Annotated in this window: 11 protein-coding genes; 10 read left to right on the top strand and 1 reads right to left on the bottom strand. The window is 56.1% G+C overall.

Features of this window, described 5'->3' with window-relative positions; all coding sequences use genetic code 11:
• Window positions 1–108: 108 nt before the first annotated feature.
• Window positions 109–1,398, bottom strand: a complete 1,290-nt coding sequence (gene gltA / locus NTD86_RS03550; protein WP_048368579.1) for a citrate synthase — start codon at window positions 1,396–1,398, stop codon at window positions 109–111.
• 350 nt (window positions 1,399–1,748) lie between these two features.
• Here gltA and sdhC point away from each other — a divergent pair, with 350 nt between their 5' ends.
• The 10 genes from sdhC (at window position 1,749) to brnQ (ending at window position 14,896) form a co-directional block, all read left to right on the top strand.
• Window positions 1,749–2,135 carry a succinate dehydrogenase, cytochrome b556 subunit gene (sdhC, locus tag NTD86_RS03545; RefSeq protein ID WP_019408939.1) on the top strand — a complete coding sequence of 129 codons (387 nt, stop codon included), beginning with the start codon at window positions 1,749–1,751 and terminating at the stop codon, window positions 2,133–2,135.
• Window positions 2,129–2,497, top strand: coding sequence for a succinate dehydrogenase, hydrophobic membrane anchor protein (gene sdhD, locus NTD86_RS03540; RefSeq protein ID WP_003446906.1), 369 nt, complete (start codon window positions 2,129–2,131; stop codon window positions 2,495–2,497). The genes sdhC and sdhD overlap by 7 nt, the downstream gene beginning before the upstream one ends.
• Before the next feature lie 3 nt (window positions 2,498–2,500).
• Window positions 2,501–4,276, top strand: a complete 1,776-nt coding sequence (gene sdhA / locus NTD86_RS03535; protein WP_262200779.1) for a succinate dehydrogenase flavoprotein subunit — start codon at window positions 2,501–2,503, stop codon at window positions 4,274–4,276.
• An 11-nt stretch (window positions 4,277–4,287) separates the two neighbouring features.
• Window positions 4,288–4,992 carry a succinate dehydrogenase iron-sulfur subunit gene (locus tag NTD86_RS03530; RefSeq protein ID WP_048368577.1) on the top strand — a complete coding sequence of 235 codons (705 nt, stop codon included), beginning with the start codon at window positions 4,288–4,290 and terminating at the stop codon, window positions 4,990–4,992.
• A 256-nt stretch (window positions 4,993–5,248) separates the two neighbouring features.
• A complete protein-coding gene (locus tag NTD86_RS03525) occupies window positions 5,249–8,080 on the top strand; it encodes a 2-oxoglutarate dehydrogenase E1 component (protein WP_262200778.1) in 2,832 nt (943 codons plus the stop codon).
• Window positions 8,081–8,121: 41 nt separating this feature from the next.
• Entirely contained in the window at window positions 8,122–9,342 is a 1,221-nt protein-coding gene (gene odhB / locus NTD86_RS03520; protein WP_262200777.1) for a 2-oxoglutarate dehydrogenase complex dihydrolipoyllysine-residue succinyltransferase, read from the top strand.
• 105 nt (window positions 9,343–9,447) lie between these two features.
• Window positions 9,448–10,884 carry a dihydrolipoyl dehydrogenase gene (gene lpdA, locus NTD86_RS03515; protein ID WP_262200776.1) on the top strand — a complete coding sequence of 479 codons (1,437 nt, stop codon included), beginning with the start codon at window positions 9,448–9,450 and terminating at the stop codon, window positions 10,882–10,884.
• A 227-nt stretch (window positions 10,885–11,111) separates the two neighbouring features.
• Window positions 11,112–12,278 (top strand): ADP-forming succinate--CoA ligase subunit beta, encoded by a 1,167-nt coding sequence (sucC, locus tag NTD86_RS03510; RefSeq protein WP_262200775.1) that lies wholly within the window; start codon window positions 11,112–11,114, stop codon window positions 12,276–12,278.
• Entirely contained in the window at window positions 12,278–13,159 is an 882-nt protein-coding gene (gene sucD / locus NTD86_RS03505; protein WP_262200774.1) for a succinate--CoA ligase subunit alpha, read from the top strand. The genes sucC and sucD overlap by 1 nt, the downstream gene beginning before the upstream one ends.
• A 423-nt stretch (window positions 13,160–13,582) precedes the next feature.
• The gene (brnQ, locus tag NTD86_RS03500; RefSeq protein ID WP_262200773.1) at window positions 13,583–14,896 is read left to right on the top strand and encodes a branched-chain amino acid transport system II carrier protein; all 1,314 of its coding nucleotides are present in this window, start codon (window positions 13,583–13,585) and stop codon (window positions 14,894–14,896) included.
• Window positions 14,897–15,032: the final 136 nt, after the last annotated feature.

Below are 15,032 nucleotides of genomic sequence, written 5' to 3'. Positions count from 1 at the left end.
CAAAGCACGCTCCTACACGCAGTGTTTATTGCGCACAAAAAAATACGGCCTCTACCAGGTAGAGGCCGTATCGGCAGCAGCTAAGACGCTATCGTGGTATCAATGGTCTTATTTGCGGTCTTCAAGCTTGCTGAAGTCACGCGACTCGTAGCCGGTGTACAGCTGGCGTGGGCGGCCAATCTTGTACGGGCTGGAGAGCATTTCTTTCCAGTGCGAGATCCAGCCGACAGTCCGCGACAAGGCGAAGATTACGGTGAACATGCTGGTTGGAATGCCGATCGCCTTGAGGATGATCCCCGAGTAGAAGTCGACGTTCGGGTACAGCGAGCGCTCGATGAAGTAAGGATCGGTCAGTGCGATCTCTTCCAGGCGCATGGCAAGTTCGAGTTGCGGGTCGTTCTTGATCCCCAGCTCTTTGAGCACTTCGTCGCAAGTCTTTTTCATCACGGTGGCGCGTGGGTCGCGGTTTTTGTAAACGCGGTGACCAAAGCCCATCAGTTTGAATGGATCGTTCTTGTCCTTGGCCTTGGCGATGAACTTGTCGATGTTGGACACATCGCCAATTTCGTCGAGCATGGTCAGAACAGCTTCGTTGGCGCCGCCGTGAGCCGGGCCCCACAGTGCCGCGATGCCAGCAGCGATACACGCGAACGGGTTGGCGCCCGAAGAGCCCGCCAGGCGTACGGTAGAGGTCGATGCGTTCTGTTCGTGGTCGGCGTGCAGGATAAAGATCTTATCCATGGCCTTGGCCAGTACCGGGCTGATCGGTTTGATCTCGCACGGGGTGTTGAACATCATGTGCAGGAAGTTTTCGGCATAGCTCAGGTCGTTACGCGGGTACATCATGGGTTGTCCCATGGAGTACTTGTAAACCATTGCGGCCAGGGTTGGCATCTTGGCAACCAGACGAATCGCGGAGATTTCGCGATGCTGCGGGTTATTGATGTCCAGAGAGTCGTGGTAGAAAGCCGACAGTGCGCCGACTACGCCGCACATGACGGCCATCGGGTGAGCGTCACGACGGAAGCCGTTGAAGAAGGTCTTCAACTGCTCGTGAACCATGGTGTGGTTCTTCACGTTGCTGACAAACTGAGCCTTCTGTTCTACCGTCGGCAGTTCGCCGTTCAGCAGCAGGTAAGCTGTTTCCAGGTAGTCAGAGTGTTCAGCCAGTTGCTCGATCGGGTAGCCGCGGTGCAGCAGGATACCGTTGTCACCATCAATATAGGTGATCTTCGATTCGCAGGATGCGGTCGACATGAAGCCTGGGTCGAATGTGAATCGGCCCGTGGCCGTGAGGCCGCGCACATCGATTACATCGGGACCAACGGTGCCAGTTAAAATGGGCAGCTCGACGGGGGCAGCGCCCTCGATGATCAACTGCGCTTTTTTGTCAGCCATGTGGCCTCCTATTTATGCTTGAAATCATCAGACAGACCCCCCACGCAGGGCCCGCACCACTATAGTTAGATAAATTTGAATGTCAATTTGCCTAAAGTCTTGCTGTACAAGGCTTTAAGGAGTCCTTTTTCTCGAATATCCCTGCCGTTTACGCCTTTTATGCCAAGAGTGCAATGCTCTATTAGAGGGAGGTGATTGCGTTGTCATTAGTAACCTAACTGTCTATACTCGGCAGCCGACCGCCAGAGGCTTTTGGGCCTGTTTAGATGGGGGTCGTCACTCCCGGGAGGTGGGTACCTGACCAGTGCGCATCCCAACAAACTTGCCCTGATTGTTAGGGGCTCTTCAGTGTGAAAAAAGCCGTGAATAGCCAACGACCTGTAAACCTAGACCTAAGGACCATCAAACTCCCCATTACCGGCGTTACGTCGTTTCTGCACCGCGTATCGGGCATCATTCTTTTTCTCGGCCTGGGCTTCATGCTTTATGCATTGAGCAAATCGCTGGGTTCAGAAGAAGGTTTTGCCGAGGTGAAGGCATGCTTGACCAGCCCGCTGGCCAAATTCATTGCCTGGGGCCTGCTATCTGCCTTGCTGTATCACTTGGTTGCCGGCGTGCGCCACTTGATTATGGACATGGGTATCGGTGAGACGCTGGAAGGCGGCAAGCTGGGCTCGAAAATCGTAATCGTCATCTCCGTGGTGATGATTGTTCTGGCAGGAGTTTGGATATGGTAACCAGCGTTACGAACCTTTCGCGTTCGGGCCTCTATGACTGGATGGCACAGCGTGTGTCTGCGGTCGTTCTAGCGGCTTATTTCATTTTCCTGATCGGATACCTCGTTGCGAACCCTGGCATTGGCTACGCCCAATGGCACGAGCTGTTCGCAAGCAACTGGATGCGTATCTTCAGCCTGTTGGCCCTGGTTGCTCTTGGCGCTCACGCCTGGGTCGGCATGTGGACCATCGCGACTGACTACCTGACGCCGATGGCGCTGGGCAAGTCCGCGACAGCAGTACGTTTCCTCTTCCAGGCAGTATGCGGCGTTGCAATGTTCGCTTACTTCGTCTGGGGTGTGCAGATTCTTTGGGGTATCTGATTCATGGCTAACACAGTTAATACACTTTCCTTCGACGCCATTATTGTTGGCGGCGGCGGTGCTGGCATGCGCGCTGCGTTGCAGCTGGCCCAGGGCGGTCACAAGACTGCAGTAATCACCAAGGTTTTCCCGACCCGTTCCCACACCGTGTCGGCACAGGGTGGTATCACCTGCGCGATCGCTTCTGCGGATCCAAACGATGACTGGCGCTGGCACATGTACGATACCGTCAAGGGTTCCGACTACATCGGTGACCAGGACGCTATCGAATACATGTGTTCCGTAGGCCCAGAAGCCGTTTTCGAACTCGAGCATATGGGTCTGCCGTTCTCCCGGACCGAGCAAGGCCGTATTTACCAGCGTCCTTTCGGCGGTCAGTCCAAGGACTTTGGTAAAGGTGGCCAGGCTGCCCGTACGTGCGCTGCTGCCGACCGTACCGGTCACGCGCTGCTGCACACCCTGTACCAGGCCAACCTGAAGGCCGGCACTGTATTCCTGAACGAATACTACGGTGTCGACCTGGTGAAGAACGAAGAAGGTGCCTTCGTAGGCATGATCGTCATCTGCATCGAAACTGGCGAAACTTCTTATGTTCGTGCCAACGCCACCGTTCTGGCGACTGGCGGTGCAGGTCGTATCTACTCTTCGACCACCAACGCCCTGATCAACACCGGTGACGGTATCGGCATGGCCCTGCGTGCAGGCGTACCGGTGCAGGACATCGAAATGTGGCAGTTCCACCCGACCGGTATTGCCGGTGCTGGTGTACTGGTAACCGAAGGATGCCGTGGTGAAGGTGGATACCTGATCAACAAGCACGGCGAGCGTTTCATGGAGCGTTATGCTCCTAACGCCAAAGACCTTGCTGGTCGTGACGTGGTTGCACGCTCGATGGTTAAAGAAATCATCGCGGGCAATGGTTGCGGTCCAGATGGCGACCACGTAATGCTGAAACTCGATCACCTGGGTGAAGAAGTTCTGCACAGCCGTCTGCCAGGCATCTGCGAACTGTCCAAGACCTTCGCACACGTTGACCCGGTATTGGCTCCAGTTCCAGTAGTTCCAACCTGCCACTATATGATGGGCGGCATTGCCACCAACATTCATGGTCAGGCAATTACCCAAGACGCCGACGGCAACGACGCAATCATCCCTGGTCTGTTCGCAGTGGGCGAAGTGGCGTGCGTATCGGTTCACGGTGCAAACCGTCTGGGTGGCAACTCGCTGCTCGACCTGGTGGTATTCGGTCGTGCTGCTGGTCTGTTCCTTGAGCAGACCCTGAAAGAAGGCGTTGATTACGCTCGTCCACGTCAATCCGATATCGATGCCGCCCTGGCGCGTCTGGATGGCCTGAACTCGCGTACCGATGGCGAAGACGTCCCTACGCTGCGTAAAGAGCTGCAAAGCTGCATGCAGAACTACTTCGGTGTATTCCGTACTGGTGAATACATGCAGAAGGGTATTGCTCAGTTGCAAGAGCTGCGCAAGCGCATCGCCAACGTGAAAATCAACGATAAGAGCCAGGCGTTCAACACTGCTCGTATCGAAGCCCTTGAGCTGCAAAACCTGCTCGAAGTGGCCGAAGCGACTGCAATTGCTGCAGAAACCCGTAAGGAATCGCGCGGTGCTCACGCCCGTGAAGACTTCGAAGATCGTGACGACGTTAACTGGCTGTGCCACACCCTGTACTTCCCGGGTGAAAAGCGCGTAGCCAAACGTGCGGTGAACTTCTCGCCGAAAACCGTTCCGACCTTCCAGCCAATGGTTCGAACTTACTAAGGGTGGCCGATATGTTGAAAGTCAGTGTTTATCGCTACAACCCGGATCAGGACGCTGCGCCGTTCATGCAGGAATTCCAGGTCAATACCAACGGTAAAGACCTGATGGTGCTGGATGTTCTGGCCCTGATCAAAGAGCAGGACGAGGGTTTCTCCTATCGTCGCTCTTGCCGTGAGGGCGTTTGCGGCTCCGACGGCATGAACATCAACGGCAAGAACGGCCTGGCGTGCGTAACGCCGCTGTCTTCTGTTGTAAAGGGTAACAAATTGGTTATTCGTCCTCTGCCAGGTTTGCCGGTTATCCGTGACCTGGTCGTCGACATGAGCATCTTCTACAAGCAATACGAGAAGGTGAAGCCGTTCCTGCAGAACGATACTCCGGCTCCGGCCATTGAGCGTCTGCAATCGCCAGAAGAGCGTGAAAAGCTTGACGGTCTGTACGAGTGCATCCTGTGCGCTTGCTGCTCGACCTCGTGCCCATCATTCTGGTGGAACCCTGACAAGTTCCTGGGTCCTGCTGCACTGCTGCAAGCCTACCGTTTCCTGGCTGACAGCCGTGACACCAAGACCAGCGAGCGTCTGGCTTCGCTGGACGACCCGTTCAGCGTATTCCGCTGCCGCGGGATCATGAACTGCGTAAACGTGTGTCCGAAGGGCCTGAACCCGACTAAGGCCATCGGTCACGTGCGCAGCATGCTGCTGCAAAGCGGCGTGTGATTCAAAGCTGTACTGCAACACCGCTGTAACCGTAGATGCTACGGCGCAGGCTTCAACCGGCGCCGTAGTTATAACCTGAGCAGCAGCTCACAAAGCTGCAGCTCTTATTTTGAAGAAATGAGACCAGCAGGGGCATCCGGGCTGGTACCCGGACTATCAGCGTGATTCAAGTGGCTTGTTTTAGTCGCTGCATTCGGACTTTCTCAAGTGCTCTGGTTTTTCGCCGATGGTGTCCCCTAACCGAGGGTGACCAAGCATGCAAGAAAGCGTGATGCAGCGCATGTGGAACAGCGGCTATCTTTCAGGTGGTAACGCTGCCTATGTGGAAGAGCTCTACGAGCTCTACCTGCACGACCCTAACGCTGTGCCAGAAGAATGGCGCACCAAATTTCAGACGTTGCCTACTGAAGGCAACTCTGCCAACGATGTTTCGCACTCCACAATCCGCGATCATTTCGTGTTGCTGGCGAAGAACCAGCGCCGCGCCCAACCGGTATCTGCCGGCAGCGTGAGCAGCGAACACGAGAAGAAGCAGGTTGAAGTGCTGCGATTGATCCAGGCCTATCGGATGCGCGGCCACCAGGCAGCCCAGCTTGATCCGCTGGGGCTGTGGCAGCGTCCTGCACCTGCAGACCTGTCGATCAATCATTACGGCTTGACCAATGCCGATCTTGATACGACCTTCCGTGCCGGCGACCTGTATATCGGCAAAGAGGAAGCGAGCCTACGCGAAATTCTCGAAGCGTTGCAGCAGACATATTGCCGCACCATCGGCGCCGAGTTCACGCACATCGTCGACTCCGAGCAGCGCCACTGGTTTGAGCAGCGTCTCGAAAGCGTACGTGGCCGTCCGACCTATTCGGCAGAAATCAAAAGCCACCTGCTTGAGCGCGTCACCGCAGCCGAAGGCCTGGAAAAATACCTGGGCACCAAATACCCAGGCACCAAGCGTTTTGGTCTGGAAGGCGGCGAGAGCCTGATCCCTCTGCTGGACGAGCTGATTCAGCGTTCGGGCAACTACGGCACCAAGGAAATCGTTATCGGCATGGCCCACCGTGGCCGTCTGAACGTGCTGGTCAACACCTTCGGTAAAAACCCGCGCGACCTGTTCGACGAGTTCGAAGGCAAGAAGCAGATCGAGCTGGGTTCCGGTGACGTTAAATACCACCAGGGCTTCTCCTCCAACGTCATGACCTCGGGTGGCGAAGTTCACCTGGCAATGGCGTTCAACCCATCCCACCTGGAAATCGTTTCTCCAGTGGTCGAGGGTTCTGTACGTGCACGTCAAGACCGTCGTAACGACGCGACTGGCGAGAAAGTTCTGCCAATTTCCATCCACGGTGACGCTGCGTTCGCAGGTCAGGGCGTGGTCATGGAAACCTTCCAGATGTCGCAGACCCGCGGCTTCAAGACTGGCGGTACCGTTCACCTGGTGATCAACAACCAGGTTGGTTTCACCATCAGCAACCCGCTGGACTCGCGTTCCACCGAGTACTGCACTGACGTCGCGAAAATGATCCAGGCGCCGATCCTCCATGTAAATGGTGATGATCCGGAAGCCGTATTGTTCGTGACCCAGTTGGCTATCGACTACCGCATGCAGTTCAAGCGCGACGTCGTGATCGACCTGTTCTGCTACCGCCGTCGCGGTCACAACGAGGCCGACGAGCCAAACGGTACTCAGCCGCTGATGTATCAGCAAATCGCCAAGCAGCGCACCACCCGTGAGCTGTATGCCGAGCGTCTGACTCAAGAAAACGTGGTTGACGCAGAGCGCGTTCAGGCCAAGATCGACGAATACCGCAACGCGCTGGACAACGGTCTGCATGTTGTGAAAAGTCTGGTCAAAGAGCCGAACAAAGAACTGTTCGTTGACTGGCGTCCATACCTGGGTCACGCCTGGACTGCGCGTCACGACACACGTTTCGATCTGAAAACTCTGCAAGAGTTGTCGGCCAAGCTGCTGGAAATTCCAGAAGGCTTCGTGCTGCAGCGTCAGGTTTCGAAGATCTACGAAGACCGTCAGAAAATGCAAGCCGGCGGCCTGCCGATCAACTGGGGCTATGCCGAAACCATGGCATACGCGACCCTGGCGTTCGAAGGTCACCCGATCCGCATGACCGGTCAGGACATTGGCCGCGGTACGTTCTCGCACCGTCACGCTGTGTTGCACAACCAAAAAGATGCCAGCACTTACATTCCGCTGCAGCACCTGTATGAAGGTCAGCCACGCTTTGACCTGTACGACTCGCTGCTGTCCGAAGAAGCGGTATTGGCGTTCGAATACGGCTACTCGACCACCACGCCAAACGGTCTGGTGATCTGGGAAGCCCAGTTCGGTGACTTCGCCAACGGTGCACAGGTTGTTATCGACCAGTTCATCACCAGCGGCGAGCACAAGTGGGGTCGCCTGTGCGGTCTGACCATGCTGTTGCCTCACGGCTACGAAGGTCAGGGCCCAGAGCACTCTTCTGCACGTCTTGAGCGTTACCTGCAATTGTGCGCCGAGCACAACATCCAGGTGTGCGTGCCAACCACTCCAGCGCAGATCTACCACCTGCTGCGCCGTCAGGTCATCCGTCCGCTGCGCAAGCCGCTGGTGGTGCTGACGCCGAAGTCGTTGCTGCGTCACAAATTGGCAATCTCGACACTGGAAGATCTGGCCGAAGGTTCGTTCCAGACCGTTATTCCAGAAATCGATGCACAAGATCCGGCAAACGTCGGTCGTATCGTGCTGTGTAGCGGCAAGGTCTACTACGACCTGTTGGAAAAACGCCGTGCCGAAGGTCGTGATGACATCGCTATCGTGCGTCTTGAGCAGTTGTACCCATTCCCTGAGGACGACTTGATTGAAGTCCTGGCTCCGTACAAAAACGCCAAGCACATTGTCTGGTGTCAGGAAGAGCCGATGAACCAGGGCGCCTGGTACTGCAGCCAGCACCACATGCGTCGCATCATCAGCGGTCACAACAAGTCTCTCGTACTTGAGTACGCGGGCCGTGACGCTTCTGCTGCACCTGCTTGTGGTTACGCATCGATGCACGCTGAGCAACAGGCCAAACTGTTGCAAGACGCGTTCACCGTTTAACGCCTTCGCGCACTGAAACCGAATTAAAGGAACCAAAGAACATGGCTATCGAGATCAAAGCCCCAACATTTCCGGAATCGGTTGCCGATGGCACCGTTGCCACCTGGCACAAGCAACCGGGCGACGCTGTAAAGCGTGATGACCTGATCGTTGACATCGAAACCGACAAAGTCGTACTGGAAGTATTGGCGACTGCTGACGGCGTTCTGGGCGCTATCGTCAAGAACGAAGGCGACACCGTTCTGTCCGACGAAGTACTGGGCTCCATCGTTGAAGGCGGCGCTGCTGCTCCGGCCGCTCCTGCCGCTGCTGCTCCGGCTGCCCAAGCTGCCGCACCAGCTGCTGATGGCGAAGACGATCCAATCGCTGCTCCAGCGGCTCGCAAGATCGCTGAAGAAAACGGCATCAACATCGCTTCCGTTGCCGGTACTGGCAAAGGCGGTCGTGTGACCAAGGAAGACGTGGTTGCTGCTGTAGCTGCCAAGAAAGCCGCTCCGGCCGCTGCACCTGCCAAGGCTGCTGCGCCTGCTGCCGCTGCTCCAGTGTTCGCTGCTGGCGACCGCGTAGAAAAACGTGTTCCGATGACCCGCGTTCGTGCGACCGTGGCCAAGCGCCTGGTAGAAGCTCAGTCGAACATGGCGATGCTGACCACTTTCAACGAAGTCGACATGACCGAAATCATGGCGCTGCGTGCGAAGTACAAAGACCTGTTCGAGAAGTCCCACAACGGCGTGCGTCTGGGCTTCATGTCGTTCTTCGTTAAAGCCGCTACCGAAGCGCTGAAGCGCTTCCCGGCTGTTAACGCTTCGATCGACGGTTCGGACATCGTTTACCACGGCTATGCCGACATCGGTGTTGCTGTGTCCAGCGACCGTGGCCTGGTTGTTCCGGTACTGCGTAACGCAGAACTGATGAGCCTGGCTGAAATCGAAGGCGGCATCGCTGCTTACGGCAAAAAAGCCCGTGATGGCAAACTGTCGATCGACGAAATGACCGGCGGTACGTTCACCATCACTAACGGTGGTACCTTCGGTTCGATGATGTCGACCCCGATCGTTAACCCGCCGCAAGCCGCGATCCTGGGCATGCACAACATCCTTCAGCGTCCAATGGCAGTCAACGGTCAGGTAGTAATCCGTCCGATGATGTACTTGGCTCTGTCCTACGATCACCGTTTGATCGACGGCAAAGAAGCTGTAAGTTTCCTGGTAGCAATCAAAAACCTGCTGGAAGACCCGGCTCGTCTGCTGCTGGATATTTGATACGAATAGCTGCGAGCTTCAAGCTTCAAGCTGCTGGTTAAAGCAGCTTGGCTTAAGCTTGCAGCTTGCGGCTGACAGCTTGTAGCTAATAGAGGATCTATTCCCATGTCTCAGAAATTTGACGTTGTAGTGATTGGTGCGGGCCCTGGCGGCTACGTTGCCGCCATCAAGGCCGCGCAACTGGGTCTTTCGACTGCTTGCATCGAAAAATACACCGACAAAGAAGGCAAACTGGCATTGGGCGGTACTTGCCTGAACGTTGGTTGCATTCCATCCAAGGCTCTGTTGGACAGCTCCTGGAAGTATCACGAAGCCAAGGATGCGTTCGCCATCCACGGTATCACCACCGGTGACGTGAACATGGACGTCCCTGCGATGGTCGGCCGTAAAGCCAACATCGTGAAGAACCTGACCTCTGGCGTTGCGACCCTGTTCAAGGCCAACGGCGTTACTTCCCTGCAAGGCCACGGCAAACTGCTGGCCGGCAAGCGCGTAGAACTGACCAAGCCAGACGGCAGCGTTGAAATCATCGAAGCCGAGAACGTGATCCTGGCTTCCGGTTCGCGTCCAATCGACATTCCACCTGCTCCAGTAGACAACAACGTGATCGTTGATTCGACCGGCGCCCTGGAATTCCAAACCGTTCCTAAGCGCCTGGGTGTTATCGGCGCTGGTGTTATCGGCCTGGAACTGGGTTCGGTCTGGTCGCGTCTGGGCGCTCAGGTGACTGTCCTGGAAGCTCTGGACACGTTCCTGATGGCAGCTGACACTGCCGTGTCCAAAGAAGCCTACAAAACCCTGACCAAACAAGGTCTGGACATCAAGCTGGGCGCTCGTGTGACCGGTTCCAAGGTTAATGGCGACGAAGTCGTTGTGACCTACACCGACGCCAACGGCGAACAGACCATCACCTTCGACAAGCTGATCGTAGCGGTAGGCCGTCGTCCAGTGACCACCGAACTGCTGGCAGCTGACAGCGGCGTGACCATCGACGAGCGCGGTTTCGTGTTTGTTGACGATCACTGCGCAACCAGCGTACCGGGCGTTTACGCCATCGGTGACGTGGTTCGCGGCATGATGCTGGCGCACAAGGCTTCTGAAGAAGGCATCATGGTTGTCGAGCGCATCAAAGGTCACAAGACCGAGATGAACTACGACCTGATTCCATCGGTTATTTACACTCACCCGGAGATCGCATGGGTTGGTAAAACCGAACAGGCCTTGAAAGCTGAAGGCGTTGAAGTTAACGTCGGCACCTTCCCGTTTGCAGCCAGTGGCCGTGCCATGGCAGCAAACGATACCGGTGGCTTTGTAAAAGTCATTGCTGATGCCAAAACTGACCGCGTACTGGGCGTCCACGTGATTGGCCCGAGCGCAGCAGAGCTGGTACAGCAAGGCGCTATCGGTATGGAATTCGGCACCAGTGCCGAGGATCTGGGCATGATGGTTTTCTCCCATCCAACCCTGTCCGAAGCGTTGCATGAAGCAGCGCTGGCCGTGAATGGCGGTGCCATCCACGTTGCCAACCGTAAGAAACGTTAAGACCAGACAATAAGAAACCACGGCGGTTTGCCCGTCGTGAGCCTTGCTTGCAAGCCTCACCGCGGAACTTCCGCCGGACGCAGTCTTGTCTTGTTTGAACCAGGCCCGACCTCTGCTCGCGTGGATGTCGGGTTTGCTAAAGCAGCACAAGCAGCAGTCACAGGTGGTGCGGCACTAATGAAAGTGCAGCGCCGAATGCGCAGTACCTAACGAAGACGGTAAAAAGCATGAATCTTCACGAGTATCAGGGTAAGCAGCTGTTCGCTGAGTACGGCCTGCCAGTATCCAAGGGTTATGCAGTAGACACCCCGGAAGCGGCGGCAGAAGCTTGCGACAAAATCGGCGGGACCGAATGGGTAGTAAAAGCCCAGGTTCACGCAGGCGGTCGCGGCAAAGCGGGCGGCGTTAAGCTGGTTCGCAACAAAGAAGACGCTAAAGCATTTGCACAACAGTGGTTGGGCAAGCGTCTGGTGACTTACCAGACTGATGCCAATGGTCAGCCGGTCACCAAAATCCTGGTTGAATCGTGCACTGATATCGCTAAAGAGCTGTACCTGGGCGCTGTTGTTGACCGTTCCAGCCGTCGTATCGTGTTCATGGCTTCCACCGAAGGTGGCGTGGACATCGAGAAGATCGCACACGACACTCCAGAAAAAATTCTGAAAGCAACTATCGACCCACTGGTTGGCGCTCAGCCATTCCAGGGTCGCGAGTTGGCATTCCAGCTGGGTCTGGAAGGCAAGCAGGTTTCCCAGTTCGCCAAGATCTTCGTTGGTCTGGCCAAACTGTTCCAGGACCACGACCTGGCCCTGCTGGAAGTTAACCCGCTGGTTATCAAGACTGACGGCGACCTGCACTGCCTCGATGCAAAAATCAACATCGACGCAAACGCCATGTACCGCCAGCCTAAGCTGAAAACCTTCCACGATCCGTCGCAAGACGATCCGCGCGAAGCGCACGCTGCCCAGTTCGAACTGAACTACGTGGCACTGGAAGGCAACATCGGCTGCATGGTAAACGGTGCTGGTCTGGCCATGGGCACCATGGACATCGTTAACCTGCACGGCGGCAAGCCAGCCAACTTCCTCGACGTAGGTGGCGGCGCAACCAAAGAGCGCGTAACTGAAGCGTTCAAGATCATCCTGTCCGACAGCAATGTCGCTGCAGTATTGGTCAACATCTTCGGCGGCATCGTTCGTTGCGACATGATTGCTGAAGGCATCATCGGTGCAGTGAAAGAAGTCGGCGTGAAAATCCCGGTGGTTGTGCGCCTTGAAGGCAACAACGCTGAACTGGGCGCTAAAGTACTGGCAGACAGCGGCCTGAACATCATCGCTGCTACCAGCTTGACCGACGCTGCTCAACAAGTTGTTAAAGCTGCGGAGGGCAAGTAATGAGCGTCCTGATCAATAAAGACACCAAAGTTATCTGCCAGGGCATCACTGGTTCGCAAGGTAGCTTCCACACCCAACAAGCCATCGAGTACGGCACCAAGATGGTTGGTGGTGTAACTCCGGGCAAAGGCGGTACCGAGCACCTGGGTCTGCCAGTGTTCAACACCGTGAAAGATGCTGTAGCAGCCACTGGCGCCACTGCCAGCGTGATCTACGTTCCAGCTCCTTTCTGCAAGGACTCCATCCTGGAAGCAGCATTCGGCGGCATCAAGCTGATCGTTTGCATCACCGAAGGCATTCCTACCCTGGACATGCTGGACGCTAAAGTTAAGTGCGACGAGCTTGGTGTTACCCTGATCGGCCCTAACTGCCCAGGCGTGATCACTCCGGGCGAGTGCAAGATCGGCATCATGCCAGGTCACATTCACTTGCCAGGCAAAGTAGGCATCGTGTCGCGTTCCGGCACCCTGACTTACGAAGCTGTGAAGCAAACCACTGACGCCGGTTTCGGTCAGTCGACTTGCGTGGGTATCGGTGGTGACCCGATCCCGGGCTCCAACTTCATCGACATCCTGAAGCTGTTCCAGGAAGACCCGAAGACCGAAGCGATCGTGATGATCGGTGAGATCGGCGGTTCCGCTGAAGAAGAAGCGGCTGCCTACATCAAGGCACACGTGACCAAGCCAGTTGTTTCCTACATCGCTGGTGTGACTGCTCCTCCGGGCAAGCGCATGGGCCATGCTGGCGCCATCATCTCTGGCGGCAAGGGCACTGCAGACGAGAAGTTTGCTGCTCTGCAAGACGCAGGCGTTAAAACCGTGCGTTCGCTGGCAGACATCGGCAAGGCCCTGGCCGAGCTGACTGGTTGGGCTGCCAAGTAAGCCTCGTGCTTAGCTGATTGCTGTATCAGACAAAGGCCACCTTCGGGTGGCCTTTGTGCGTTTCGGGATCGCCAAATCTGTAGGAGCGAGCTTGCCTCGCGATCTTTTGATCTTTCTAAAAGATCGCGAGGCAAGCTCTCTCCTACAGGCATGCGGGAACAGCGATGTAGGAAAAGCACACCAGTTTATTTTTCGATGTCATCCAGGCGACAACTGCGTTCGTTCATCGGACAGAATGCCCTGCAACAGTGCGCTCTTCTTAAAAAATCGGTAATCTTGCCGCCATTCTGCTTTTTTGCGTGTGCGTCCCACAAGGAAGCCACGCGCTAGACGGGTCGGACTTATACAGACCGACAACATTTCCCACATCCGCACGGGAAATTCCCTTCTAAAAATCCGATTTACTAGTGTGGTACTTCCGTAATGAAAGTTTTGAAAGGCCAGGACATCCTGGCACTTGGGTTTATGACCTTTGCCTTGTTCGTTGGCGCAGGCAATATCATTTTCCCGCCAATTGTTGGTTTGCAATCGGGCCCTAATGTCTGGATCGCCGCGTTGGGCTTTTTGATCACTGCCGTGGGTTTGCCAGTAGTCACTGTGATCGCCCTGGCGAAAGTCGGCGGTGGTATGGACGCGCTGAGTAGCCCGATCGGCAAGATCGCCGGTGGCCTGCTGGCGGCTGCAGCTTACTTGGCGGTTGGCCCGCTGTTCGCCACCCCCCGTACGGCAACCGTGTCGTTCGAAGTAGGTCTGGCTCCTCTGACCGGTGAAAGCCCGCTGGCGCTGTTCCTGTACAGCTCGGTGTATTTCCTGATCGTATTCTTCGTCTCGCTGTATCCAGGCCGTTTGCTGGACACTGTTGGCCGTTTCCTGGCACCGCTCAAAATCATCGCCCTGGCCATTCTCGGTATCGCCGCGTTTGCCTTGCCTGCCGGTGATATCGGTAGCGCGACTCCGGTCTATGAGACCGCGCCGTTCTCCCAGGGGTTTATCCAGGGCTACCTGACCATGGACACCTTGGGTGCTCTGGTTTTCGGCATCGTGATTGTTAACGCAATCCGTTCTCGCGGTGTTGAGTCGCCGAAGCTGATCACCCGCTATGCGATCATCGCTGGCCTGGTGGCGGGTATCGGTCTGACACTGGTCTACCTCAGCTTGTTCCGGTTGGGGTCGGGCAGCCATGAAGTGGCTGTTGGTGCAACCAACGGTGCAGCGGTATTACATGCGTATGTTCAGCACACCTTCGGTTCGCTCGGCAGTGGGTTCCTTGCTGTATTGATTGCCTTGGCGTGTCTGGTAACCGCAGTAGGCCTGACCTGCGCCTGTGCTGAATACTTCAGCAAGATCTTGCCGCTGTCCTACAAGGCGCTGGTGATTATCCTTGCCTTGTTCTCGCTGCTGGTTTCGAACCTGGGCCTGACCAAGCTGATCGCCTTCTCGGTGCCGGTGCTGACCGCCATTTACCCGCCGTGCATCGTCCTGGTGGCCTTGAGCTTTTGCAAAGGCTTCTGGAATGAGCAGACGCGTATCGTTGGTCCAGTCATGCTGGTGTCGTTTATCTTCGGCGTAGTTGATGCCCTTAAAGGCGCAGGCCTGGCTGATAGCTTGCCGAACTGGCTGACTCACATGCCGTTCAGCGAGCAAGGTCTGGCCTGGCTGGTGCCGTCGCTGATCGTTCTGGTGGGGGCGTTTGTATGTGATCGCCTGATGGGCAAGTCGCAACAAGCCATTGCCTGACGACACTGCCCGCCAAAAGCGCGCCTATAGTGTCAATAAAAAAGCCCTGTATCGATGAGATACAGGGCTTTTTTTATGGCGCTGTCTGTAGGAGCGGGGGTGGGGGGGGGGGGGTTATAAAAAAAAAAAAAATACC

Origin of the sequence: Pseudomonas sp. 7P_10.2_Bac1, assembly GCF_025465935.1 — a bacterium.
Lineage (GTDB): Bacteria > Pseudomonadota > Gammaproteobacteria > Pseudomonadales > Pseudomonadaceae > Aquipseudomonas.
The sequence above is the reverse complement of the archived record's forward strand: the minus strand, read 5'-3'. Positions and strand labels throughout refer to the sequence as shown.

Bases quoted from the DNA above. Each gene is read 5' to 3' on its own strand.
- gltA (WP_048368579.1), bottom strand. From the start codon at position 1,398: ATGGCTGACAAAAAAGCGCAGTTGATCATCGAGGGCGCTGCCCCCGTC.
- sdhD (WP_003446906.1), top strand. From the start codon at position 2,129: ATGGTAACCAGCGTTACGAACCTTTCGCGTTCGGGCCTCTATGACTGG.
- sdhA (WP_262200779.1), top strand. From the start codon at position 2,501: ATGGCTAACACAGTTAATACACTTTCCTTCGACGCCATTATTGTTGGC.
- NTD86_RS03530 (WP_048368577.1), top strand. From the start codon at position 4,288: ATGTTGAAAGTCAGTGTTTATCGCTACAACCCGGATCAGGACGCTGCG.
- NTD86_RS03525 (WP_262200778.1), top strand. From the start codon at position 5,249: ATGCAAGAAAGCGTGATGCAGCGCATGTGGAACAGCGGCTATCTTTCA.
- odhB (WP_262200777.1), top strand. From the start codon at position 8,122: ATGGCTATCGAGATCAAAGCCCCAACATTTCCGGAATCGGTTGCCGAT.
- lpdA (WP_262200776.1), top strand. From the start codon at position 9,448: ATGTCTCAGAAATTTGACGTTGTAGTGATTGGTGCGGGCCCTGGCGGC.
- sucC (WP_262200775.1), top strand. From the start codon at position 11,112: ATGAATCTTCACGAGTATCAGGGTAAGCAGCTGTTCGCTGAGTACGGC.
- sucD (WP_262200774.1), top strand. From the start codon at position 12,278: ATGAGCGTCCTGATCAATAAAGACACCAAAGTTATCTGCCAGGGCATC.
- brnQ (WP_262200773.1), top strand. From the start codon at position 13,583: ATGAAAGTTTTGAAAGGCCAGGACATCCTGGCACTTGGGTTTATGACC.